18 protein-coding genes are annotated in these 23,810 nt (G+C 32.0%); 9 read left to right on the forward strand and 9 right to left on the reverse strand.

Annotation, left to right across the window (positions count from 1 at the left end):
- Positions 1-114: 114 nt before the first annotated feature.
- Positions 115-981, reverse strand: a complete 867-nt coding sequence (locus tag BUE22_RS01635) for an SGNH/GDSL hydrolase family protein (protein ID WP_124020498.1) — start codon at positions 979-981, stop codon at positions 115-117.
- 250 nt (positions 982-1,231) lie between these two features.
- On the reverse strand, positions 1,232-2,803 hold the full coding sequence (locus BUE22_RS01640; RefSeq protein ID WP_073393259.1) for a L,D-transpeptidase family protein: 1,572 nt from the start codon (positions 2,801-2,803) through the stop codon (positions 1,232-1,234).
- A gap of 316 nt (positions 2,804-3,119) precedes the next feature.
- Here BUE22_RS01640 and BUE22_RS01645 point away from each other — a divergent pair, with 316 nt between their 5' ends.
- The 3 genes from BUE22_RS01645 (at position 3,120) to BUE22_RS01655 (ending at position 9,964) form a co-directional block, all read left to right on the forward strand.
- Positions 3,120-6,560, forward strand: a complete 3,441-nt coding sequence (locus BUE22_RS01645) for a methylmalonyl-CoA mutase family protein (protein WP_073393262.1) — start codon at positions 3,120-3,122, stop codon at positions 6,558-6,560.
- 192 nt (positions 6,561-6,752) lie between these two features.
- Entirely contained in the window at positions 6,753-8,834 is a 2,082-nt protein-coding gene (locus BUE22_RS01650) for an N-6 DNA methylase (RefSeq protein WP_073393265.1), read from the forward strand.
- Entirely contained in the window at positions 8,831-9,964 is a 1,134-nt protein-coding gene (locus tag BUE22_RS01655) for a hypothetical protein (RefSeq protein ID WP_073393266.1), read from the forward strand. The genes BUE22_RS01650 and BUE22_RS01655 overlap by 4 nt, the downstream gene beginning before the upstream one ends.
- A gap of 352 nt (positions 9,965-10,316) precedes the next feature.
- Here BUE22_RS01655 and BUE22_RS01660 read toward each other — a convergent pair whose 3' ends face one another.
- Complete coding sequence (locus BUE22_RS01660; RefSeq protein WP_073393268.1) at positions 10,317-10,640, reverse strand: hypothetical protein; 324 nt, start codon at positions 10,638-10,640, stop codon at positions 10,317-10,319.
- Positions 10,641-10,849: 209 nt separating this feature from the next.
- Here BUE22_RS01660 and BUE22_RS01665 point away from each other — a divergent pair, with 209 nt between their 5' ends.
- Positions 10,850-11,257: a helix-turn-helix domain-containing protein gene (locus BUE22_RS01665; protein ID WP_073393269.1), complete on the forward strand. Its 408-nt coding sequence runs from the start codon at positions 10,850-10,852 to the stop codon at positions 11,255-11,257.
- 76 nt (positions 11,258-11,333) lie between these two features.
- Here BUE22_RS01665 and BUE22_RS01670 read toward each other — a convergent pair whose 3' ends face one another.
- The 4 genes from BUE22_RS01670 to BUE22_RS01685 form a co-directional block, all read right to left on the reverse strand.
- On the reverse strand, positions 11,334-11,708 hold the full coding sequence (locus BUE22_RS01670) for a secretion protein (protein ID WP_244152482.1): 375 nt from the start codon (positions 11,706-11,708) through the stop codon (positions 11,334-11,336).
- A gap of 379 nt (positions 11,709-12,087) precedes the next feature.
- Positions 12,088-12,492, reverse strand: coding sequence for a T9SS type A sorting domain-containing protein (locus BUE22_RS01675; protein WP_073393273.1), 405 nt, complete (start codon positions 12,490-12,492; stop codon positions 12,088-12,090).
- 443 nt (positions 12,493-12,935) lie between these two features.
- Positions 12,936-13,331, reverse strand: a complete 396-nt coding sequence (locus BUE22_RS01680) for a T9SS type A sorting domain-containing protein (RefSeq protein ID WP_073393275.1) — start codon at positions 13,329-13,331, stop codon at positions 12,936-12,938.
- A 457-nt stretch (positions 13,332-13,788) separates the two neighbouring features.
- Positions 13,789-14,187: a T9SS type A sorting domain-containing protein gene (locus BUE22_RS01685; RefSeq protein WP_042563178.1), complete on the reverse strand. Its 399-nt coding sequence runs from the start codon at positions 14,185-14,187 to the stop codon at positions 13,789-13,791.
- 451 nt (positions 14,188-14,638) lie between these two features.
- On the opposite strand from BUE22_RS01685, the gene BUE22_RS01690 reads away from it, so the two are divergent.
- From BUE22_RS01690 to BUE22_RS01700, 3 genes are all read left to right on the forward strand, one after another.
- Positions 14,639-15,511, forward strand: a complete 873-nt coding sequence (locus BUE22_RS01690) for an AraC family transcriptional regulator (RefSeq protein ID WP_073393276.1) — start codon at positions 14,639-14,641, stop codon at positions 15,509-15,511.
- Between the two features lie 398 nt (positions 15,512-15,909).
- Positions 15,910-16,779, forward strand: coding sequence for an alpha/beta hydrolase (locus BUE22_RS01695; protein WP_073393279.1), 870 nt, complete (start codon positions 15,910-15,912; stop codon positions 16,777-16,779).
- 89 nt (positions 16,780-16,868) lie between these two features.
- Complete coding sequence (locus BUE22_RS01700) at positions 16,869-17,402, forward strand: hypothetical protein (RefSeq protein WP_073393281.1); 534 nt, start codon at positions 16,869-16,871, stop codon at positions 17,400-17,402.
- Between the two features lie 71 nt (positions 17,403-17,473).
- Here the strand turns inward: BUE22_RS01700 and BUE22_RS01705 are convergent, their stop codons facing one another.
- On the reverse strand, positions 17,474-18,442 hold the full coding sequence (locus BUE22_RS01705; protein ID WP_042563182.1) for a TerC family protein: 969 nt from the start codon (positions 18,440-18,442) through the stop codon (positions 17,474-17,476).
- A 306-nt stretch (positions 18,443-18,748) separates the two neighbouring features.
- On the reverse strand, positions 18,749-19,762 hold the full coding sequence (locus BUE22_RS01710) for a glutamine synthetase beta-grasp domain-containing protein (RefSeq protein ID WP_042563234.1): 1,014 nt from the start codon (positions 19,760-19,762) through the stop codon (positions 18,749-18,751).
- 429 nt (positions 19,763-20,191) lie between these two features.
- Here BUE22_RS01710 and BUE22_RS01715 point away from each other — a divergent pair, with 429 nt between their 5' ends.
- Positions 20,192-22,381: a glutamine synthetase III family protein gene (locus BUE22_RS01715; protein WP_042563183.1), complete on the forward strand. Its 2,190-nt coding sequence runs from the start codon at positions 20,192-20,194 to the stop codon at positions 22,379-22,381.
- A 222-nt stretch (positions 22,382-22,603) separates the two neighbouring features.
- The gene (locus BUE22_RS01720; RefSeq protein ID WP_073393283.1) at positions 22,604-23,782 is read left to right on the forward strand and encodes an AIR synthase related protein; all 1,179 of its coding nucleotides are present in this window, start codon (positions 22,604-22,606) and stop codon (positions 23,780-23,782) included.
- Positions 23,783-23,810 lie beyond the last annotated feature (28 nt).

Consider the following 23,810-nt stretch of genomic DNA (forward strand, 5'->3'; position numbering starts at 1 on the left):
AATAGATTACAGTATGTTGTTGCTGATTAAAAATATAGATATAGAAGCGCAAAAAAAATAGCTTCCAGCAAGCCTTCAAACTTTTTTATATTGAAAAATCAATAAAAGTTGTAATTAACGATTATTGAAGGCTATTTCTTTTAAGGCTTCGGGATTGCTAATTGCCTTAGTAACTTCTTGTTTTCTCATTGAATCAAAATATCCTGTACCAGTAATTAACAGAAGTTTTTTTGGAATAATTGGCTTTTGGTCAAAAATGGTAGCATAAAGCAAAGTTGACTGTAGAAAACCACCATCGTTTAAAAGATGCAGGGTATGTTTTCCATAGCGCAGATTGTCTTTGTTGTCAACCAGATATTTATAACCGTTTTTACCATCGTAAGCATCTTTAATAGCATCGCCAACTCTTAATAATCCTGCATTTTTTATAAATCCCATAACTGAAATGGCATTTTTACGCATTCTATCATGATTTTCCAGGTAATCAGAATCAGTATAAGAGACAGGCGGAATTCCCTGATAGATATAGACGGCCACATCTGGACTGTTTTTATGTATTTTTTCGACAATCATTTTTACATTCGCCTTATAATTTTCAATATCAGATAAGGCTATGTCAGTTGCCTCCTGAACAACTACATAATCGTAGTAATTGCCATCTTTATCTTTATTAGAAAAATTTTGATTAGCTTCTGTTTTATTTGTAGTATAAACTTTTTGTAACGAAACGCCTACTGTAATTAATTGGTCAACATTCATTCGTTGATTATTCGCTCTGCAAAATTCTTCAAACATTATTGGAGCGCTTACAAAATATTCTGTTTGGCTGTTTCCTATAAACAATATGCGTTGAGGCGCTTTTGTTTCTGGAGGTTTAGGATGTGGAATGTTTTTTTCAGATGTTGTTTTAGGTGAAGTATATTTATTGCAGGAAATAAAAAAAACAGCTGCAATGCTGAAAATTAATATGTGTTTTTTCATTTTTAAACCAATTAAAAGTACTTTCAAATATTTTGTAGAAAATACGTGCAAAGGTCTTTTTTATGGGTAGGATCAATTAGCTATAAAAGTTTTAAAGTTTGTGTTTTAAGACAATCTTTTATTCGATAAATAATTAAAAATAAAAACAACAAAAATAGCTTCTTGTTACCCTTCCAAAAAATCAATTTCTAAAAGGTGTAACAAAAAGCTATCTTTAATTAAAACTTAAGTCTGTACTGACTAATAAATATTATTTAATGCCAACGGCTTCTTCAGTATGCAAAATTTTGTCCAATTCATTATCTCTTTCATAAACATCCTGATAGAAACCAACTTCACCATTTTCATTTACCAATGAAGTAAAATAACTAATGTAGATTGGCACTTTTTTAGATAATTTAAAGCTGTTTTCTTTTTGGCCATCCATGGCTTTATCAATTTTAGCGGGAGTCCATTCCGGGTAATCGGCAAGCATTGCAACCGCTAATTCTTTTGCTTTTTGTACATTTATACAACCATGGCTGAAAGTTCTTTTTTCAAAATCAAATAAAGTTTTAGATGGTGTATCGTGCATATAAATATCATCCGGGTTTGGAAACATGAATTTTACTAATCCTAAAGAGTTATCCGGACCTGGTTTTTGTCTTACCTGACCATTTACTATTTCCATATTTTTTTCAGCCAGATAATTTTTATCTTCAGCCATTTTACTTTTTAATTCATTGTTCACAATACTTTGCGGAATCGTCCAGTATGGGCTAAAAACAATTCTGTCAATTTCACCGTTAAAAATTGTTGTTTTAGTTAATGGCGCACCAACAAATACATTCGAGGTCAACTGTATTTTTCCGTTTTTAACATAAACTAATTCGTACGAAGGAATATTTACCAAAACATATTCATCGCTGCTCGCAATTTGAGCCGAAATAGCGCGACATCTTTCCATGTTAAGTTTTAGCGTTTCCATTTTATCAGAAAGCGGTACATTCATTTCTTTAATATGTTCTTCTGCTAAAATATAGTTGGGTTTAAATCCGTTACGAACTTTATATTTCATTACAGCATCCATCAGTTCACGATCGTAAATATTACTTTTAGAATCATTTTTTAGATCTCCTAATAAATACAAACGAGTTCTCACTTGTACTATAGTGCTGGAAACAGCATCGGGACGCAAATCTTTATAAGGCACTTCTTCCGGAACAATAGGTTTCCATTTGTTTGATCGGTCTAATTTTTTATATTTTTTAAGAACATCTTGTAATTTGTAATATTGATCATATTCTACCTTAACATTTTCTGTTGTTGAAGCAGTTGCCTGTTCGATAGTGCTATAGTTAAGGAAATCTTTTAGCGTATCATTATAGGATATTTTTTTTTTAGAATCTGAATTATTTTTTTGAGTATAAATAACATATAAAGAGCTCAAGAGCATATCAGCATCTATTTTAGATAGTTTTGTTTCAGATGAAGAAAAAAGCTCGTCAATTTCTTTTTGATATGGGATATTCAAATCATTTGTTTTTTTTGCTTTTTCGTATAATACAGAACCAAATTCATTGATCTGATCTTCATCAAACCAAATTGTTCCCAAGGCTCTTTTTTTGTATAAGGACATGATATCAGATTTATACTTTTTTAAATCCGAATATCTTTTGAAGAATTCTTTTGAAAGCTTCTCCAGATTATCAGTATCTGAATTGTAAACAGCTGCAATATTTGTGGTGTTTTTAGAAGAATTAATGTCTTTTTCTGCTCTGTTAAAAGAAGATAGAAAAAAACTTGCAGCTATAATTAGTGATAGTGGATATAATGTTTTCATTGTGTTTAAAATTTTTACGTTAATTACTTGACGGTAAAAGTTTTGGGTAAAAATTTGGGGATTTTTTACATTGCTAAATTACTTCAGTATGCTGGAAAACAGTTTGTTATATTAAATTTAAATCTTTCAAGATTGCCATGTTATTAACATTTTTATAAGACTTATATAAGATAAATACGATAGATATGAAAATTGTTACCCATCCGGACGAGAAAATAAAAATGATTTTCTTTTTTTTATTAACATAAAGCTTCAGGTATAAACAAATATTAAAATATTTTGTAAATTGCTCCCTTAAAATTATCATATTCATAAAATGGACCAACAAATACCATATATTCCTAAAAATAAAGTAAGAATTGTTACTGCTGCATCTCTTTTTGACGGACATGATGCTGCGATTAATATCATGCGACGCATTATTCAGTCCACCGGAGTCGAAGTAATTCATTTAGGTCACGACCGAAGTGTAGAAGAAGTGGTAAATACCGCTATTCAGGAAGATGCAAATGCTATTGCCATGACATCCTACCAAGGTGGGCACAATGAGTACTTTAAATATATGTATGACTTGCTTCATGAAAAAGGAGCGGGGCACATCAAGATTTTTGGCGGCGGCGGCGGAGTAATCCTTCCAAGCGAAATTTCAGAATTACATGAATATGGAATTACCAGAATTTATTCTCCGGATGATGGCCGTTCTTTGGGCTTACAAGGAATGATAAATGATTTGGTAGAGCGTTCTGATTTTCCGATAGGAGATAAACTAAATGGAGAAATAGATCACATCGAAAATAAAATTCCAACGGCAATTGCGAGATTAATTTCGGCAGCAGAGAATTTCCCGGAAATTGCAAAACCGGTTTTTGATCAAATTCACGAAAATAATGCCGATTCTAAAATTCCTGTTTTGGGAATTACCGGAACGGGCGGAGCCGGAAAATCATCTTTGGTAGATGAATTGGTTCGTCGTTTTTTAATTGATTTTCCTGAAAAAACAATCGGATTGGTTTCTGTCGATCCTTCGAAAAGAAAAACCGGAGGTGCGCTTTTAGGAGACAGAATCCGTATGAATGCCATTAATAATCCACGAGTTTATATGCGCTCGCTGGCGACACGTCAGTCGAATTTGGCATTGTCTAAATATGTAGCCGAAGCGATTCAGGTTTTAAAAGCCGCAAAATACGATTTGATCATTCTTGAAACTTCAGGAATTGGGCAATCTGATACCGAGATTATGGATCATTCTGATGTATCCTTATATGTAATGACACCGGAATTTGGAGCTGCAACACAATTAGAAAAAATCGACATGCTTGATTTTGCTGATTTAGTAGCCTTGAATAAATTCGATAAAAGAGGTGCACTTGATGCGATTCGTGACGTTAAGAAACAATATCAGCGCAATCATAATTTATGGGATAAAAATCCAGACGAAATGCCGGTTTTTGGAACGATCGCTTCGCAGTTTAACGATCCTGGAATGAATACGCTTTACAAGGCGATTATGGATAAAATTGTCGAAAAAACAGATTCAAATCTAGTTTCGACTTTTGAAATCACGCGAGAAATGAGCGAGAAAATCTTTGTGATTCCGCCACACAGAACGCGTTATTTATCTGAAATTGCAGAAAATAACAGAAGTTATGATGAAAGTGCGCTTTCGCAGCAAAAAGTAGCGCAGAAATTATATGGAATCTTTAAAACGATAGAATCAGTTTCCGGGAAAGTTCCACAAATCAATAAAGCAGGAATTGATGATTCAACTGTTTTATCAACCGGAATCCAGGAACACGACGAAAATAGAATTTTCTTAAACCTTTTACTAAATCAGTTTGATAAAGTAAAAATGGATTTAGATCCGTACAATTGGGAAATTATCCTGAATTGGGACGAGAAAGTAAACAAATACAAAAATCCGGTTTACTCGTTTAAAGTGCGTGATAAAGAAATCAAAATCGCAACCCATACCGAAAGTTTATCGCACCTTCAGATTCCGAAAATTGCATTGCCAAAATACGAAGCCTGGGGCGATATTTTACGTTGGAATTTACAGGAAAATGTTCCCGGAGAATTCCCGTTTGCTTCAGGATTATATCCGTTTAAGCGTGAAGGCGAAGATCCGTCGAGAATGTTTGCGGGCGAGGGCGGACCGGAAAGAACCAACAAACGTTTTCATTATGTGAGTGCTGGATTGCCGGCAAAACGACTTTCGACCGCTTTTGACAGTGTAACTTTATACGGAAACGACCCGGATATTCGTCCTGATATTTACGGGAAAATTGGAAATGCCGGAGTTTCGATTTGTTGTCTGGACGATGCCAAAAAATTGTATTCAGGTTTTGATTTGGTTCATGCTTTAACATCTGTAAGTATGACCATAAACGGGCCAGCGCCAATGTTGTTGGGCTTTTTTATGAATGCCGCGATTGATCAGCAATGTGAGTATTATATTAAGGAGAATGATTTAGAAAAAGAAGTTGAAGCAAAAATCAACAAAATATATAAAGAAAGCGGATTAGAGCGCCCTAAATATCAAGGAGATTTACCCGAAGGAAATAATGGTTTAGGATTAATGCTTTTGGGCGTTACCGGAGATCAGGTTTTGCCTCAGGAAGTTTATAATGAAATAAAAGCCAGAACATTATCACAAGTTCGTGGAACCGTTCAGGCTGATATTTTAAAAGAAGATCAGGCGCAAAATACCTGTATTTTCTCAACTGAATTTGCGTTGCGATTAATGGGTGATGTTCAGGAATATTTTATTACTAAAAATGTTCGTAATTTTTATTCGGTTTCAATTTCGGGATATCATATTGCAGAGGCGGGAGCAAACCCAATTACGCAATTGGCTTTCACGCTTTCTAATGGTTTCACTTACGTGGAATATTACTTAAGCCGCGGAATGAGTATCAATGATTTTGGACCTAATTTATCGTTCTTCTTCTCGAATGGAGTAGATCCTGAATATTCGGTTATTGGTCGTGTGGCGCGTAAAATTTGGGCAAAAGCCATGAAAAACAAATATGGAGCCAACGAAAGAGCACAAATGCTAAAATACCATATTCAAACTTCCGGACGTTCTTTGCACGCACAGGAAATTGATTTTAATGATATTAGAACGACTTTGCAGGCTTTGTATGCAATTTACGACAACTGTAATTCATTGCACACCAATGCGTATGACGAAGCGATTACAACGCCAACAGAAGAATCTGTACGTAGAGCAATGGCGATTCAGTTAATTATTAATAAGGAATTAGGTTTGGCGAAAAACGAAAACCCAATTCAGGGATCGTTTATCATCGAAGAATTGACAGATTTGGTAGAAGCAGCCGTTTTACAGGAATTCGACAGAATCACAGAACGTGGCGGAGTTTTGGGTGCAATGGAAACGATGTACCAACGCTCTAAAATTCAGGAAGAAAGTTTGTATTACGAAACCTTAAAACACAACGGAGATTTCCCAATTGTGGGTGTAAACACTTTCTTGAGTTCAAAAGGTTCTCCAACGGTAATTCCGGCAGAAGTAATTCGCGCCACCGAAGAAGAAAAACAATATCAAATTACAATGCTCGATAATTTGCACCAGTTTCACGAAGCAAAAGTAAACGAGCATTTAAATAAACTGCAAGAAGCCGCCATTAAAAACGAAAACTTATTCGACCATTTAATGGAAGCTACAAAAGTTTGTTCGTTAGGTCAGATTACTTCGGCTTTGTTTGAAGTGGGTGGGCAGTATAGAAGGAATATGTAGAATCTTTTTGGATTTTTATTTTATGGAAAAACCTCTCAGATATGAGGGGTTTTTTTGTTTTTTTTGGAAGTTGTTTTTTTGAAAATCACAATGTTTACGGTTTTTCTCATTTTTATAGGAAAATGTTTCTATATATTAGCTGATAAGAAATATAAAAACTAACTATTTAAAGAAAAACTTAATAAAACATTTATGGAGCAAGAATTACAATTGTTTAAATATGTGAAAAAATATCTAGAGGATCTCGGTTATCCCCCGGAAAGTATTTTTTTTGAATATCATACAGAGAATCGAAATAGAATTGACGTTGTTGTTAAGAAAGAAGATGGGATTTACATTGTTATCGAAGTTAAAAATCCAAATAGTTTAAATTTAAATTCTATTGATGACATTGAGTATCATCCATTAACAAGAAGAGTGCAAAAAGAAGCACAGGAAGTAAATGCGGAATATTTTGTACTGACAAATGGCGATAAATATTTGTGGATGAAAACTGGGATTGGTGGTCGTCCAGAAAAAGTTGAGAAAGTTTTTTATTCAGATTTTAATATAATTAAAAATACAGATAAACAATTTTTAGATATAGTTCTAAATCATGTTTTTGAGTACTTAAAAAATTTTCCGATAACAGGTAATAGACTATATGATATGTCTATAGTACTGTATGGCAAATTAAAAAAGGAAATTAATCTTGATTTTAATTTAAATCAAATTGAATACAATCGTTTTGTTAATAATGAAATAAATTATTTACTTAATAAAAAGTATTCTGATACTGAAATTATTTTTGAGGCAATTGAAAGATTAGAAACTATTAGTCTAATTGAAAATAAATTAGCTGTAATTGAATTTATTGATAATTTATTTTTAAAGAACTCTAGAGATTTAGTAGTTCCTAGGTGGTTAGCAGATTTAATGTCCAAGATTTTGAATCCTCATAAGTCAGATAAAATTATCGATATGTTTGCAAGAAATGGTTCTGTTTCTTCTTCTGCTTATTTTAATCAAAGTGAGAATGTTATAACATATTATACAAACAGAGAGTATTTTTATTGGATTAAAATACAGCAATTACTTTTTCTAAAAAGGGAAGCTAATATTGTTTTAGATTCTGCTCAAATTGATGAAGAATTTAATTATTCAGGCACTTCTCCTAAAGCATTTTTGATAGCAGCTCCATTTAATGTTAAAATATTAACTAGAAACTATGATTATACTGGAATTAAAGATAGTACTTCACTTTTTATTGAAAATGCATTAAATGCTGTTGAACAAAATGGTAAGGTTGTTGTAATTGTTCCAGATAACTTTTTATCTTCAAATCAATTTTTAAAATTTAGAAAACATATTATTAAGAGCAATAATATTGAGTCCATAATTAGTCTTCCACAAGATAGTTTTAAACCATATTCTTCTGTAAAAACTACACTTATTACAATTATAAAAGGGCAAAATAATTTGAATACTTTTTTTGCTGCATTAGAAGATAGTCCGAAAGAATATTTAATCGATTGTTCTAAATTTGAAAATATTAATAATATATTAGAAAATTATATAAAGTTTAAAACTTCTAAGGTAATTGATCCGTCAAAGTTTGGTTTTGTTGTAGATGAAATAAATTTTGAAAATTTACATTTCTCTAAATATCTTTTTACACAAAATTTGGATGGAAAAAGTTTTAATAAAAATTATATTTTTATTCCATTAAAAGAATTAGTAAATAATATTTTTCGTGGTGATCAATTAGTTTCTGATAATCACGCAGGAGACATCCCTTATATTGCACCAGCATCAATCAGAAGAATGAGGATAGTAAAAGATAGTTTTTCTTATACTTCTAAAAAATTGATTCCACAAAAAAATATAAAAACAGAGTTTGGTCAAATATTAATAAATGCAATCGGACCAAATAGAGGAAAAGCGGCTTTGGTTTCTTCTGAGTACACCAATATGTTAATAAACAGGCATATTATTGGTCTAAAAGTAAATGAAAACTTAGTGCTACCTGGATATTTAGCAATTGCTATAAATAGTAAAATTGTACAAGAACAATTTTTGGATAAAAGTAGTGGTTCAGTGATACCTTCATTGAATTTTAAAAGTTTAGAAGAAATAATTATTCCTTTGCCAAGTATAGAAATTCAGGAAAAAACGATTTTAGAATTTAACGCCCTTTCTGAAGAATATGGTACTGCCCTTGTTAAAATTTCCAATCTTGAGAGTGAATTAAATGAGAAACTAAATACTTTAGGAAAGGAGGAGAAAAAAATATGAATTCATTTCCTATAATAAGTATTGAAGAATTGCAAAATTGTTTCGATCGAGTGTGTAATATATATGTAAGTGATAAAAGAAAAATTTTAGAAGCTACAGAACGTGCGATGGTTGGGCAAATTTCTCCTTACAGAATTACTGCAGATACATTTGAAAATCAAATAACAGTTATTAGGAATAAAATTAGGAGAACTGCTGATAGGTTAGGACAAAATCTATTGATTAAAATTATCGAAGAATTATATGATTATCTATTAGCAAATGGTGTAATTGGAGTTTCTCAAGATAATTTTCTTGATAACGCTTTCTTTAATTTGTCTACAGACAATAAAATTCGATATAGACCTAATGCTGAATGGGAATGGGAATGGAGAATATCAGTTCAAGAGTATGATTTAGAAATAAAAATTGGTTTGAGAAATAAAAATTATCATATCAATGAAATAGTACCTGATCATGTATTACAATATATACAGCAAAGTATAATAGCTTTTAATAATAATAGAAATGCAGCTTCTTTAGCATTGATTTCAATAGCACTAGAAGGAACATTACGAGATGCATTACATCATTTAGGTTATACTTATACTTATGGCGCACCAACTCAAGACGTGTATGATATTTCTGATATGAATATTTTTCCCGATCCAAATGGATTTAGAGTTAGTTTTCCCAATGCTATGCCTAATAATTACAGTAGATATTTAACTAACCCTACAGATCCAACACATCATACATGCAGGATAAAAAGGTTTCAAAAAGGTGCCGATTTTTTTCTGGAGATTAGAAGTGTAAGTAATATTATAGATTATTGGTCTTCAGATAATGTCGTAACACCTGCAATTATGAATATTAGTGGCTTAGGGGCTGCTATTAATATTGCAAGAAATCATGCCAATTTTTTAACAGATTTAGATTTGCCTAGTGATTCTGATAATGTTATTCAAACAGTAAGAAATAATTTAATTCATCTATCAAATAATGCACTTTTGGAAAATGTATCGACTAGTTCAGGGACAATTACTCTAGGTGATTTTATTAAAGATAAAAATAAAGTTTCAGATACTATTTTATCCATTACAGAAGCTATAAATAGCATATATATTCGGCTTTCAACTAATACTTTATAAATGAATTACTGGTTTAAAAAAAGCAGTTTTTAAAGGATCTGCTTTTTTTAACCTTATAAAACATTAACCCAGCTCTTCAAAGTCTTCATTCATAAAATTTGACGATCGCTGTGCGAAGTGTCCCGACTTCGTACCCCGCTGTGCGAAGTGTCCCGACTTCGTACCCAGCTCTCCAAAGTCTTCATTTTATAAAATTCGTTGATTGCTGTACGAAGTCTCCCGACTTCGTACCCGTTCCAATAATCTACAAAGAGAATAAAAAATATAATTGTCACGGAATATAGCATTTGCTATGCGAAGTCAGGAGACTTCGCATAGCAAATGCTAATACTTAATTAGTGGAGTTTTCCGTTCACTCAAACTCCCCACCAAGCATCTCATTAATCTCAGTTATCAATTCAAATTCATCCGTAGGAAACATTTCTAATACCATTTCTAAAATTAGTCCCACATTAATAGGTGAATATTTTGTAGTTGCCGGTTTATGTGCATCATAATCCAGTGCTATAATGCATAATTTTAGGATTTCGGTAATTGTTGCTGCAAGTTCATAATAATTTAGCATGTTGATTTTAGCGGTGTAAATTCCTTTATTGTCAGGAGATGGCGTTAGCGTATTGCAATATCGGGCAGTTAATATTTTAAGATTTTCTAGTTTTTTAATTTCATTTTCCATGGCGTGTATATTTTTAAAATTGTATCAATTAATCACTTTACAATTTCACTTTCAGAATTTATTATAGAAAGAAAAATCGTACTTTTGTTTGATGCAGCGAAGAAAGCAATAGATTATACGGTAGCAAATCATTTTTTGCCGTATTGTACAGCGCTAAATATGTTTTTTACATTTTGCCAGTTATTATACTTAATTATTATCTTTGAATTATGAGCACACTAACAAAACCAAATCATATAGGGCGAAAAATAAGCCGTATTCGTGAACTTCGAGATATGAAACAGGAAGCTTTGGCACAGGCTTTAGGAACCAACCAACAAGCAATTTCGGCTATAGAAAATAGCGAAACGATTGATGAAGAAAAATTGATTGAAGTGGCAAAAGCACTTGGTGTAACGGTGGAAGCAATTAAGAATTTTTCGGAAGAAGGAGTGATTAATTATTTCAATACTTTTAATGAAAGTCCTAATAATTATTTTGGACTTAATAATTGTACATTCAATCCATTAGATAAATTAATGGAAACGGTAGAAGAAAATAAAAAACTTTACGAACGTTTGCTTCAGGCGGAAAAAGATAAAATCGAATATTTAGAAAAATTATTAAAAGGGAAATAATATTCTTAAACGTTCATTCATAAAAATAAAAAAGCATCAGCCGCGGCTGATGCTTTACGTTTGAGGCAAACAACGATTAACGACGAAATGCAGGACTTTCGTTTACTGACTCATCTAGCACAACTGTTTTTACCTTTTTAGTTGAAACTGTAATTTTGTGTTTTACTACTTTACCATTTTCGTTCAATTGTAAATAATAAGTTCCGGCTGGATAAGCCTCTAAACTTAAAGTTTTTGAAACCTCTAAATTGTCTTCATCAGAAGATGGAACTCCTGCATACAACAAAGTATTGTTTTCGCTTAAAATTGAAAAATTTGCTTTTTCAACGGTATTTAAAGTAAAGCTTACTACTTTTCCATTTCCGGTTTTAATATACAAGATATAATCACCTTTTCCGTCAATTGCATAAGTAAAGATAGTTGTTAAAAATACGGCAACAACTAGGCCCATTTTGGTAAATTTTGTCATGTTTTTTTAAATTAATTATTAATCGTGGATGTGTAAAACTAACAAATACAATTTGAATTTTATGCAAAAAAATCTATTTTTTAAAGACATAAGTTGCTGAATTAAAACTCTTTCTGTGCTTTGTTTGAACTATGTACGTATTTGTTGGGGTTCTGGATGTTTTGTCCTGAACTTTTTTTTATGCCTCTTACAAGGCTTGTTTTCATTTATTAAGAATAATTTTTCAAAAAAAAATGGAGTCGGTTTTTTTAGTAAAATTTAGGCATAAAAAAAACAGCCCAATATCCACAATGAGCTGTTTTTTAAAACAATATCTTCAAATTAACTTCACAATTTTATACTCTATATAAGTATAACTTTTTTAGCGTGTGGCAACGCTGGTATTTTTAGCAGAAAAACCTGCTTTATAAACTGATGAAACGGCTTTTGATGATAAAACATAAGTTCCGTCATTAATTGTAATTTCATGTCTCACTTTTTTTACATTGTCTTCAATTTCTAAGAAGTAAGTTCCTTCCGGAAATTCTTCTAAACTAAAAGTTCTCAAAATTCCATCTTTACCAGAAGCAGTTTCAGAATAAATAAGAGTACCGTCTGTATCGTAAATTGCTAAATTTGCTTTTTGCACTTTATTAAGGGCAAACGTAATTAGCTTTCCATTTCCCTTTAATACATGAAGATTAAAATCCGCATTCCCATCAATTGCATAAGTACTTGTTCCTGCAAAAAGTACTGCACATACTAAACTTAATTTTAAATTTTTCATAACATCAGTTTTTTAGTTTATTAGCTTTAATTCTCTGATGCTAAATTACTTATGTAATTGCTTTTTTCTCACAACTCTATTGGCTAATTTCGATGCTATATTCTCATTTACGAAACCGTTGTAGGTTAAAATTTAAATTATATTTAGTGTTTATGTTAATATGATTAATATAATATAACATTTTATTTAAAACAAGGTAGGTTGTATTTTGATTTTTTCTTACAATTTTAGAATGTCTGAAATAACCAAATTGAATACAAAATCAAAAAATTACAAAACGTCGAATAAATAAAAAACTTTGTGCCTTCGTGTCTTCGTGGCAAAATAAAAAGCATAAAAAAACAGGTCAATAACCACAAAGACCTGTTTTAAAACAATCACGTTTTTTACTTTACTAACTATCTAACCTCATTTTTATACTGTATGTAGAGTATAAAAGTTTTTTAGCGTACTGCTACGCTAGTATTTTTATCTGATGATTTGTATACTGTAGAAATTGCTTTTGAAGATAAAGTAGTAATCGAATTGTTTACAACAATTTCGTATCTTACTTTTTTTGCATTGTCTTCAACCTCAAGGAAATAAACTCCATCAGGAAAATCCTCTAAACTAAAAGTTCTTAAGATTCCTTCTTTACCTGAAGCAGTTTCAGAATAGAACTGATTTCCGTCCTGATCATAAATTGCCAGGTTTGCTTTTTGAACCTGATTAAGACCAAACGTTATTAATTTTCCATTTTTTAACACATGAAGGTTAAAATCGGCATTTCCATCAATTGCGTAAGTACTCATTCCTGAAAGAAGCACTGCGCATACTAAACTTAATTTTAAATTTTTCATCGTATTAGTTTTTTTAAATTAATAGTTCTAATTCTCTGATGTAAAATTACTTTAGTATTACAGATTTTATCACAACTCTATTTGCTGATTTCGATGCTATATTCTCATTTACGAAACCGTTATAGGTTAAAATTTGAATTATATTTATCGTTTTTGTTAATATGGTTATTATTTTTTAATATTTTGTTTAAATCATGGGAATGTAAATTTATTGTAATTTCTTACAAAAATTATATTTGAGATTTTACCGCAAAGAACGCAAAGATTTACGCATCCCGAAGCCTCGGGACGCAAAGCTTAATAATTACACTTTGTGTCTTAGTGCCTTCGTGGCAAAAAAAGTATAAAACAAAAAAAACAGCTCAATAACCACAAAGAGCTGTTTCAAAACAAAAAATTGTTTTTTACTTTACTAACTATCTAACCTCATTTTTATACTGTAAAAGTATAAACTCTTTTAGCGTACTGCTACGCTTGTATTTTTATCTGATGACTTGTAAACTGAAGAAATTGCTTTTGGAGATAAAGTAGTAACATTATCATTTACAGTAATTTCATATCTTACTTTTTTTGCATTGTCTTGAATTTCCAAGAAATAAGTTCCGTTAGGGAAATCTTGCAGACTGAAAGTTCTTAAAATTCCATCTTTACCTGAAGCATTTTCAGAATAGAATAAAGTACCTTCTTTATCGTATATAGCTAAACTAGCTTTTTGAGTCTGGTTTAAACCAAATGTTATTACTTTTCCGTTTTTCAATACATGAAGGTTAAAATCTTCATTTCCATCAATTGCATAAGTACTGATTCCTGAAAAAAGCACTGCGCATACTAAACTTAATTTTATAATCTTTTTCATTGTGGTCTTTCTTTTAAATTATTAGTTCATTTCTGTGATGTAAAATTACTTCAGTTATCTGTTTTTTATCACAACTCTATTTTCCGATTTATGTGCTATATTCTCATTTACGAAACCGTTATAGGTTAAAATTTGAATTATTTTAGGTGTTTTAGTTAATTCAGTTATTATTTTTCAATGTTTTTAAAAAATTAACATTTTCGCAAAACATGTAAAATTCTTACAATAATAGTATATATGTATTAAAAGAGAGAATTAAATACGATATATTGAAAAAAAAGTGAATAAAAATACGGGTCGTGAAAAAAACGACTAAATGTTGGTGATTTTAAGTTTTGTAATTAGATGATTTTAATGCAATATCCTCAGTTACGAAACCGTTATAGGTTAAAATATGAATTATTGTAGGTGTTTTTGTTAAATTTGCTATTATTTTTTAAAGACTTTTATCATGAAGACAATCGCCCCAGCTCTCGAAGTGATATCCAACTCGTATGGAAGTTCTTTTACGTATACCAAACATGCTGAAAAGACGAACGTTAAGTCTCATTTGTGGCATTATCACCCGGAAATTGAATTGGTTTATATTAATGGTGGCGCAGGAAAGAGACAAATAGGTAGCCATGTTTCTTATTATACAAATGGCAGTTTGATTTTGATAGGTTCTAATTTACCTCATTGTGGTTTTACAAATGAACAAACAGGAAATGTAAATGAAACCGTGATTCATATTAAACCTGAATTTTTGGGTAATGGATTTTTTGCAGCGCCGGAAATGAAAAAGGTTCAGAATATTTTGGCTCAGTCTAAAGGTGGAATCGCTTTTGGTGGAGAAACCAAAAAAAGAATAGGTAAAAAAATCGAGATGATGGATGATCAGCTTCCGTTTGAACGTTTGCTGACACTCTTGAGTATTTTAGATGAATTAGAATCATCAGAAGAATATACAATATTAAATGCCGATGGTTTTGCTATCGAATTAAACACGCAGGATAGTGATCGAATTAATGTGGTTTTTAATTACGTAAAAGATCATTTTCAGGAATCTATTGCTATAGATGAAGTTTCGAGTTTGGTTAGTATGACAACGCCTTCGTTTTGCCGATATTTTAAAAAAATATCAAATAAAACATTCACAGAGTTTGTTAATGAATATCGTTTGGTTCACGCCTCAAAACTTCTGGCCGAAAAACCAATAACAATCAACGAAGTTTGCTACGAAAGTGGTTTTAATAATTTTAGTCACTTTAGTAAATCGTTTAAACAATATACCGGTAAAAGCGCTTCGCAATACCGTAACGAGCACAAGATTATTATTAAATAATTTTTTTTGTTTGCCACGAATTGCACCAATTTTCACTAATCATCTAAATAGTGAATAATTTTAAAATACATAGAGACATAGATTCTTTCTTTGTCTAAATAAGTAAACAAGGCGTTTCACTTTGTAATAACACATAGTTATGTGTTTATATGCAAGTGAAACGCCTTTTGCAGTATTTTATGAATCTATGTTTCTATGTGTTTAAATAAAGACAACGAAATTAAATTAGTGAAAATTGGTGCAATTCGTGGCAAACAATTTTTAATCTTTACTCTGTGGTAGCAAAAAACATAGACTAAAGTTGATAATCAAACCTGTTGATAAACTAGTCGGATTTTTCATATATTTTATTCGGAAAAAGGTATATTTACAATCCCTAATCAGAAAAAAATATCAATATGAAAAACTTTAAATTCCTTGTATTTGTTGTGTTTCTATGCATTTCTTCTATGAGTTATGCTGCAAAAGTAGATACATTGCAAATCGCCAGTACAGCAATGAGCAAAACCTATAAAACTGCTGTTGTATTGCCAAATTCTTATAGTAAAAGTAAAACGGCATTTCCGGTAATGTATTTATTACATGGTGCTTACGGTCATTTTAGTGATTGGTTAAAAAATACTCCAAACAAAAAATTAGTTCAAAGTTTATCAGATCAATACAATATAATTATCGTAATGCCCGAAGGAGAAACTTTTAGTTTTTACTTAGACAGTCCGGTAAATAAAGGGAGTCAGTTTGAAACCTTTATTACACAAGAAGTGATTCAGAAAGTCGATAAAACATACAGAACAATTAGTAATAGAAATGGGAGAGTTATAACCGGACTTTCTATGGGCGGACATGGAGCTTTGTATTTATCTGCCAAACATCCCGATTTATTTTGCGCTGCCGGAAGTATGAGCGGAGCAGTAGATATGAGTGTAATGTTAAACAGAGATTCTTCTGCACAAGTTGTGAAACTTATGCAGCCCGTTTTTGGAGACAAAAGTGATAGTTCTGAAATGTATGAGCGTTATGCCGTTATCAATATGCTCGATAAAATAAAAGCAAACAAATTACCTTTAATAATAGATTGCGGAGTAGATGATTTTTTAATAGAACCAAATAAAGAATTGCATCGAAGATTGGTGTATAATAAGGTAGAGCATGACTATACAGAAAGACCAGGTTCTCATACTTGGGATTACTGGGAAAATTCATTGCCATATCACGTATTATTTTTTAATAAAATTCTGCTTAAGAATCAGTTGGTTGCAAAAAAATAAGGAGATTTTTAACAAAGAATGATGTAAATATTTTTTTTGGTTTGATTTTTGAAATACCTTTATGTATATAACCATAAAAAATAAAAATTATGAAAAAGATATTTATACTTTTCGCAGTTGTTGGATTAGTTGCATTTTCAAGCTGTGAAGGAGATCAAGGGCCAGAAGGACCACAAGGGCCAGAAGGACCAGTTGCAGAAGTTTTTGAAGTGCAAATGGACTTTAATACGGGCAATAATTTTGGAAAAACGTTTCCTTTAAGTCCAAAGATATATTCAGGTGATAATTTATTAGTTTATGAATTAGTAAATACTAATAATGGTATTGACACTTGGGCACTATTACCGCAACTTTATTATTTTGCAAATGGTACTGCTCAATACAATTATGAATTCTCTTTTGATCAGTTTTCTATATTGATTGACGCTAGTTTTCCTTTGACTCAGTTACCATCTAGTTTTACGACAGCGAAAATTTTTAGAGTTGTTATTGTTCCTGGAGATGATGGAGTAAATACAGGAGGGCCAAATTCAAAATCAATAAATAAAGCAGATTATTCAGATTACAATACTGTAATTAAAAAGTATAATATTGATGACAGTAATGTTAAAAGAATCAACTAATTATTAGTTTGTAAATAAGAAAAAAGGAAATCGTAAGATTTCCTTTTTTTATGAATATATGTCTCAAAAAATTATTCCTGATCTAAATCTGTTAATTCTTTTTCTTCTCCAAATTTAAGAGAAACCAAGATTCCAACTAAAAGAGATAGCGCGATAAATCCTAAAGAAGCCCATTCCGGAACGTGAATCCAATCGTGAAGTAGCATTTTTAATCCAACGAAACTTAAAATTGCGATTAAGCTGTATTCTAAATAACTGAATTTTGCCAACATATTTGCCAGGAAAAAGTACATAGAACGCAAACCCAGAATAGCAAAAATATTCGAACTAAATACTAAAAACGGATCTGAGGTAATAGCCAGAATTGCCGGAACACTGTCTACAGCAAAAAGCACATCCATGACTTCAATTACAATTAAAGCAACAAATAGAGGAGTAGCGGCTTTTTTTCCTTTTTCGGTTAAAATGAAAAATCTCTCTTTATCAAATTCAGAAGTAATCGGAATTACTTTTCCTAACGCTTTATAGATAAAAGAATCTTTTGGATGAAAATCTTCATCATCACCAGAAAACAACATTTTAATCGCTGTAAATAATAAGAAGGCACCAAATAAATAGGTTGTCCAGGTGAATTTATTGATTAGCATAACTCCGAAGAAAATCATTAGTCCGCGGAAAACTACGGCGCCAATAATTCCCCAGAATAAAACGCGGTGCTGGTATTTTTGTGGTATTTTGAAAGAAGCGAAAATAATAGCAATAACAAAGATATTATCAACACTTAAAGAAAGTTCAATTAAATAACCTGTAATGAACTTCATAGAAGCAACGGCAGGTTTTAATCCGTCAGGGTTTGCAATATAATCTGTAGTATAAAGCCAGTAGATTACTCCGGAAAATAAAAATGAAAGTGTAACCCAAATCAGGGTCCATTTGCTTGCTTCTTTGGTACTAATAATATGAGGGTTTTTATTGAAAACTCCCAAATCTAAAGCAAGAATAAGTACAACGCCTACTAAAAATAAAATCCAAACCATTATAAGATAATTTTTAAATGATTTACAAAGATAAGTTTTGATGTTTAACTTAAAAATTAATTATTAGAAAATAACTTTCAATTTTTAGTTAAGATTTGGGTCTTGGCAACAAACCCGACAGGTTTTTATCCCGAGGCTTCAGGACTGTCGGGTTTGGTGTGTGATACCTTTGTCAAAGTTTAAAACTTTTACAAAGGTTGTTGTCGAGTTTTTAGCGGAGATCTTCGTTCGTCGACGTAATAAACTATACGTCAAAAAAAAAGTGCCATCAATTAAGATGGCACTTTCTAATATAATTTAAGCTTCGAATTACAATGCTGATTTTACAGTTTTGATAATTCTTGCAGCGATTTTGTATGGATCACCGTTTGAAGCTGGTCTTCTGTCTTCTAACCAACCTTTCCATCCTTTTTGAACAGTCATTAAAGGAATTCTGATAGAACATCCTCTGTCTGAAACTCCGTAAGAGAAATCGTGGATAGATGCAGTTTCATGTTTACCAGTTAAACGTTGGTCGTTGTAAGCTCCGTAAACCGCGATATGCTCAGCAGTAACAGGACGGAAAGCCTCACAAATTCTTTCGTAAGTAGCTTGGTCTCCACATGTTCTTAACACCTCGTTAGAGAAGTTAGCGTGCATTCCAGAACCATTCCAATCAGTATCTCCTAGAGGTTTTGGATGGTATTCGATATAGTAACCATATTTTTCAGTCAAACGATCTAATAAGTAACGGGCAACCCAAATTTCGTCTCCGGCTTTTTTAGCACCTTTAGCGAATAATTGGAATTCCCATTGTCCGCAAGCAACCTCTTGGTTAATACCTTCAAAGTTAATTCCGGCAGCGATACATAAGTCAGCATGTTCTTCTACTAATTTTCTTCCGTGAGTGTTTTTTCCACCTACAGAGCAGTAGTACATACCTTGTGGAGCAGGATAACCTCCAACAGGGAAACCTAATGGCAATAAAGTTTTAGTATCCATGATAAAATATTCTTGTTCGAAACCAAACCAGAAATCACCATCATCATCAATAGTAGCTCTACCGTTAGAAGAGTGAGGAGTACCATCAGCATACATAACTTCAGTCATTACCAACCATCCGTTAATACGTGTTGGATCAGGGTAAATTGCAACAGGAACTAATAAGCAGTCAGATGAACCACCTTCGGCTTGTTTTGTTGATGAACCATCAAATGACCAGTTTCCAAGTTCTTCTAATGTTCCTTTGAAATTTTCGTGTTCTTCAACTTTAGTTTTACTTCTAAGATTTTGAGTTGGTTCATATCCATCTAACCAAATGTACTCTAACTTAATTTTAGCCATAATAATATAAATTTTATTTTTTTTGTTTTTTCGCTGGGTCAAATATAGATTTATTTTTTTAGTCCTAAAAATTAGGGGGCTATTTTGTTGGGTGGACTATAATTTTTTAGAGAAGCGCAATTTTGATAGGGGTATATTTTGAAAAAAGTAATTTTTAACACCTTAAAAAAATAAATTCGTAAAAATAACGTGCTTTTTCTGAGTTTAAAGGTTATGTAATTATGAAAAAATGTTTATTTAATGAATAATACTGAGTTAATTTGTTATATTTCTTCAATTCATATTAATTATTCTTTGTGAAATTGATTATCTATTGAAAAATCCTTGTATAAAAATCTACTATTTATCTTTCAAACAGGCTTTTTTATTCTTTATCTTTGTCCTTCTTTTTTCAATAAAAATAATTACGAATTTTTAAAAATTATATACATGTCAACATTACGTTTCCAAGCTTTAAAAGAAGCTTCTACAAGAAAGCCGGTACATTTTGAAGAAATTGATAGAAAATCTAACATTTTTGGTTCAAATGTGTTTAATGAGAAAGCAATGAAGCAGTTTTTAACTTCTGATGCTTTAAAAGGAGTAAGAGATGCCATTCAGCACGGAACTAAAATTGACAGAAAACTGGCAGATTATATTGCCATGGGAATGAAAGAATGGGCTTTATCAAAAGGAGTAACGCATTATACACACTGGTTTCAGCCACTTACAGGTACAACTGCAGAAAAACACGATGCTTTTTTTGAAACTTCGTATGACGGAAGTGATCCTGTAGAGAAATTTGGCGGAGCACAATTGGTTCAGCAAGAACCCGATGCGTCAAGTTTCCCGAATGGCGGAATCAGAAATACATTCGAAGCAAGAGGTTATACGGCTTGGGATCCAACCTCTCCGGCATTTATTTACGGAACAACCTTATGTATTCCAACAGTTTTTATTGCTTACACAGGTGAAGCTTTAGATAATAAAATTCCATTACTAAGAGCGTTATCTGCAATGGATGAAGCTGCAACAGAAGTTTGTAGATACTTTGATAAAAACGTTAAAAAAGTTACAGCAACTTTAGGTTGGGAGCAGGAATATTTTTTGATTGATAAAGCGTTGGCAAATTCTCGTCCGGATTTAATGATGACCGGAAGAACTTTATTAGGGCACACTTCTGCAAAAGGACAACAACTTGATGATCATTATTTTGGATCTATTCCAACTCGTGCATTAACGTACATGAGAGATTTAGAACAAGAATGTATGTTGCTTGGAATTCCTGTAAAAACGCGTCATAACGAAGTAGCACCAAATCAGTTTGAGCTGGCACCTATATTTGAAGAAACGAATCTTGCCGTAGATCACAACTCCTTATTAATGGATGTGATGCAAAGAGTGGCAGAACGTCATGATTTTAAAGTATTATTTCACGAAAAACCATTTAAAGGAGTAAACGGATCAGGAAAACACAACAACTGGTCGTTGGCAACAGATACAGGGGTTAACTTATTAAGTCCGAGTAAAACGCCAATGAGCAATTTGCAATTTTTGACATTCTTTATTAATACAATAAAAGCGGTAAACGATTACGAAACTTTATTAAGAGCTTCAATCGCAACGGCAAGTAACGATCATAGGTTAGGAGCAAACGAAGCGCCACCGGCTATTATTTCGGTTTTTATTGGTGCGCAATTAACCAAAGTTTTGTCTGAATTAGAAAGCGTTACAACAGGTAAATTATCTCCGGAAGAAAAAACAGATTTAAAACTAAATGTGGTTGGAAAAATTCCAGACGTTCTTCTTGACAATACAGACAGAAACAGAACTTCGCCTTTTGCCTTTACAGGAAATAAATTTGAGTTCAGAGCCGTTGGTTCAAATGCGAACTGTTCTAACGCGATGACAACTTTAAATGCGATTGTAGCCAAACAATTAAAAGATTTTAAATTAGAAGTAGATACTTTGATCGAGTCGAAAGACATGAAAAAAGACGATGCAATTTTTAATGTTTTAAGAGAATATATCAAACAATCGAAAAAGATTCTTTTTGAAGGTGACGGTTATTCTGACGCTTGGGAACAAGAAGCTGCGAAAAGAGGTTTAAGTAATTTTAAAACTACACCCGAAGCGATTAAAGCTAAAATTTCTAAACAAGCACTAGATTTATTTGATGAATTAGGAATTTTGAATCATGTTGAAGCAGAAGCGCGTTACGAAATAGAATTAGAAGAATACACTAAAAAAATTCAGATTGAAGGAAGAGTTTTGGGTGATATTGCCAGAAACCACGTAATTCCGACAGCAATTCGTTATCAAAATACATTGATTGAAAACGTAAAAGGACTTAAAGAAATCTTCGGAAAAGAGTTTGAAACTATTGCAAAAGAGCAAATCGTTTTAATTAAGGAAATCTCTGGTCATATAGAAGGAATCAATTCTAAAGTATTGGCAATGACAAATGAAAGAAGAATTGCAAATCACTTAACCGATGCTCAAAAAATGGCAGAGGCGTATTGCAATAAAGTGAAACCCTATTTTGAAGACATCCGTAATCACTGTGATAAATTAGAATTATTAGTAGACGACGAAAGCTGGACACTTACTAAATACAGAGAATTATTGTTTACTAAATAGTTTTTAAACACGAATTACACTAATTTTCACGAATTCTTTTTTCATTAATAAATGAAAATCTAAATACTCAAAAATCATCCTCAAAGGATGATTTTTGCTTTATAAAAATTTGTGCTAATTTGTGTAATTTGTGGTAAATAATTCTACGCAATCTTTAATAAATAAACCCAAGAATTAAAAAAAGGGATTATCTTTGCACCACATCAACACAAACTAATTTTCATGAGTTCAGATTCTAGCAAAAGGTACGCACAAAGAGGTGTTTCGGCATCAAAAGAAGACGTACACAACGCCATAAAAAACATTGACAAAGGTTTATTTCCTCAGGCATTCTGTAAAATTGTTCCCGATTATCTTACCCAGGATTCAGAACATTGCTTAATTATGCACGCTGACGGAGCCGGTACAAAATCGTCTTTGGCGTATATGTACTGGAAAGAAACCGGAGATATTTCTGTTTGGAAAGGAATTGCTCAGGATGCGTTAATCATGAATATAGATGATTTATTATGTGTTGGGGCAACAGATAATATCTTGCTTTCCTCAACAATCGGAAGAAATAAAAATTTAATTCCCGCAGAAGTTATTTCGGCAATCATCAACGGAACCGAAGAATTAATCAACGAATTAAAAACTTTCGGAGTAACCATTCATTCAACAGGAGGAGAAACTGCCGATGTTGGAGATGTTGTTCGCACTATTATTGTAGATTCTACGGTAACAGCACGCATGAAACGAAGCGATGTTGTTGATAATGCAAACATTAAAGCGGGAGACGTAATTGTTGGTTTGGCGTCTTTTGGTCAGGCAACTTATGAAAAAGGTTATAACGGAGGAATGGGAAGCAACGGCTTAACCTCTGCACGTCATGATGTCTTCGGAAAATATTTAGCTAAAAAATACCCAGAAAGTTACGATGCTCTTGTTCCGGAAGAATTAATTTATTCTGGTCAGGTAAATTTAACTGATGAAGTCGAGAACAGCCCAATAAACGCAGGTCAGTTGGTGCTTTCTCCAACAAGAACTTACGCGCCAATTATCAAGAAAATTTTAGATAAATATACACCAAACGATATTCACGGAATGGTGCATTGCAGCGGTGGAGCGCAGACTAAGATTCTACATTTCGTTCAGAATTTACATATTATAAAAGATAATTTATTCCCGGTTCCACCATTGTTTAAACTAATTCAGGAACAATCAAAAACAGATTGGAAAGAAATGTATCAGGTTTTCAATTGCGGTCACCGTATGGAAATTTATGTTCCCGAAAATATTGCTCAGGATATTATTGCGATTTCAAAATCATTCAATGTCGATGCACAAATCGTCGGTAGAGTAGAAGCAGCAGATGCTAAGAAATTGACAATTACAAGCGAATACGGAACATTTGAATATTAATTTTTATTTAAGTTACAAAGGTTCAAAG

Source organism: Flavobacterium pectinovorum, from assembly GCF_900142715.1.
Lineage (GTDB): Bacteria > Bacteroidota > Bacteroidia > Flavobacteriales > Flavobacteriaceae > Flavobacterium > Flavobacterium pectinovorum.

Bases quoted from the DNA above. Each gene is read 5' to 3' on its own strand.
- BUE22_RS01690 (WP_073393276.1), top strand. From the start codon at position 14,639: ATGAAGACAATCGCCCCAGCTCTCGAAGTGATATCCAACTCGTATGGA.
- BUE22_RS01650 (WP_073393265.1), top strand. From the start codon at position 6,753: ATGGAGCAAGAATTACAATTGTTTAAATATGTGAAAAAATATCTAGAG.
- BUE22_RS01665 (WP_073393269.1), top strand. From the start codon at position 10,850: ATGAGCACACTAACAAAACCAAATCATATAGGGCGAAAAATAAGCCGT.
- BUE22_RS01685 (WP_042563178.1), bottom strand. From the start codon at position 14,187: ATGAAAAAGATTATAAAATTAAGTTTAGTATGCGCAGTGCTTTTTTCA.
- BUE22_RS01695 (WP_073393279.1), top strand. From the start codon at position 15,910: ATGAAAAACTTTAAATTCCTTGTATTTGTTGTGTTTCTATGCATTTCT.
- BUE22_RS01655 (WP_073393266.1), top strand. From the start codon at position 8,831: ATGAATTCATTTCCTATAATAAGTATTGAAGAATTGCAAAATTGTTTC.
- BUE22_RS01640 (WP_073393259.1), bottom strand. From the start codon at position 2,803: ATGAAAACATTATATCCACTATCACTAATTATAGCTGCAAGTTTTTTT.
- BUE22_RS01645 (WP_073393262.1), top strand. From the start codon at position 3,120: ATGGACCAACAAATACCATATATTCCTAAAAATAAAGTAAGAATTGTT.
- BUE22_RS01635 (WP_124020498.1), bottom strand. From the start codon at position 981: ATGAAAAAACACATATTAATTTTCAGCATTGCAGCTGTTTTTTTTATT.
- BUE22_RS01700 (WP_073393281.1), top strand. From the start codon at position 16,869: ATGAAAAAGATATTTATACTTTTCGCAGTTGTTGGATTAGTTGCATTT.
- BUE22_RS01715 (WP_042563183.1), top strand. From the start codon at position 20,192: ATGTCAACATTACGTTTCCAAGCTTTAAAAGAAGCTTCTACAAGAAAG.
- BUE22_RS01710 (WP_042563234.1), bottom strand. From the start codon at position 19,762: ATGGCTAAAATTAAGTTAGAGTACATTTGGTTAGATGGATATGAACCA.
- BUE22_RS01680 (WP_073393275.1), bottom strand. From the start codon at position 13,331: ATGAAAAATTTAAAATTAAGTTTAGTATGCGCAGTGCTTCTTTCAGGA.
- BUE22_RS01660 (WP_073393268.1), bottom strand. From the start codon at position 10,640: ATGGAAAATGAAATTAAAAAACTAGAAAATCTTAAAATATTAACTGCC.
- BUE22_RS01720 (WP_073393283.1), top strand. From the start codon at position 22,604: ATGAGTTCAGATTCTAGCAAAAGGTACGCACAAAGAGGTGTTTCGGCA.
- BUE22_RS01670 (WP_244152482.1), bottom strand. From the start codon at position 11,708: ATGGGCCTAGTTGTTGCCGTATTTTTAACAACTATCTTTACTTATGCA.
- BUE22_RS01675 (WP_073393273.1), bottom strand. From the start codon at position 12,492: ATGAAAAATTTAAAATTAAGTTTAGTATGTGCAGTACTTTTTGCAGGA.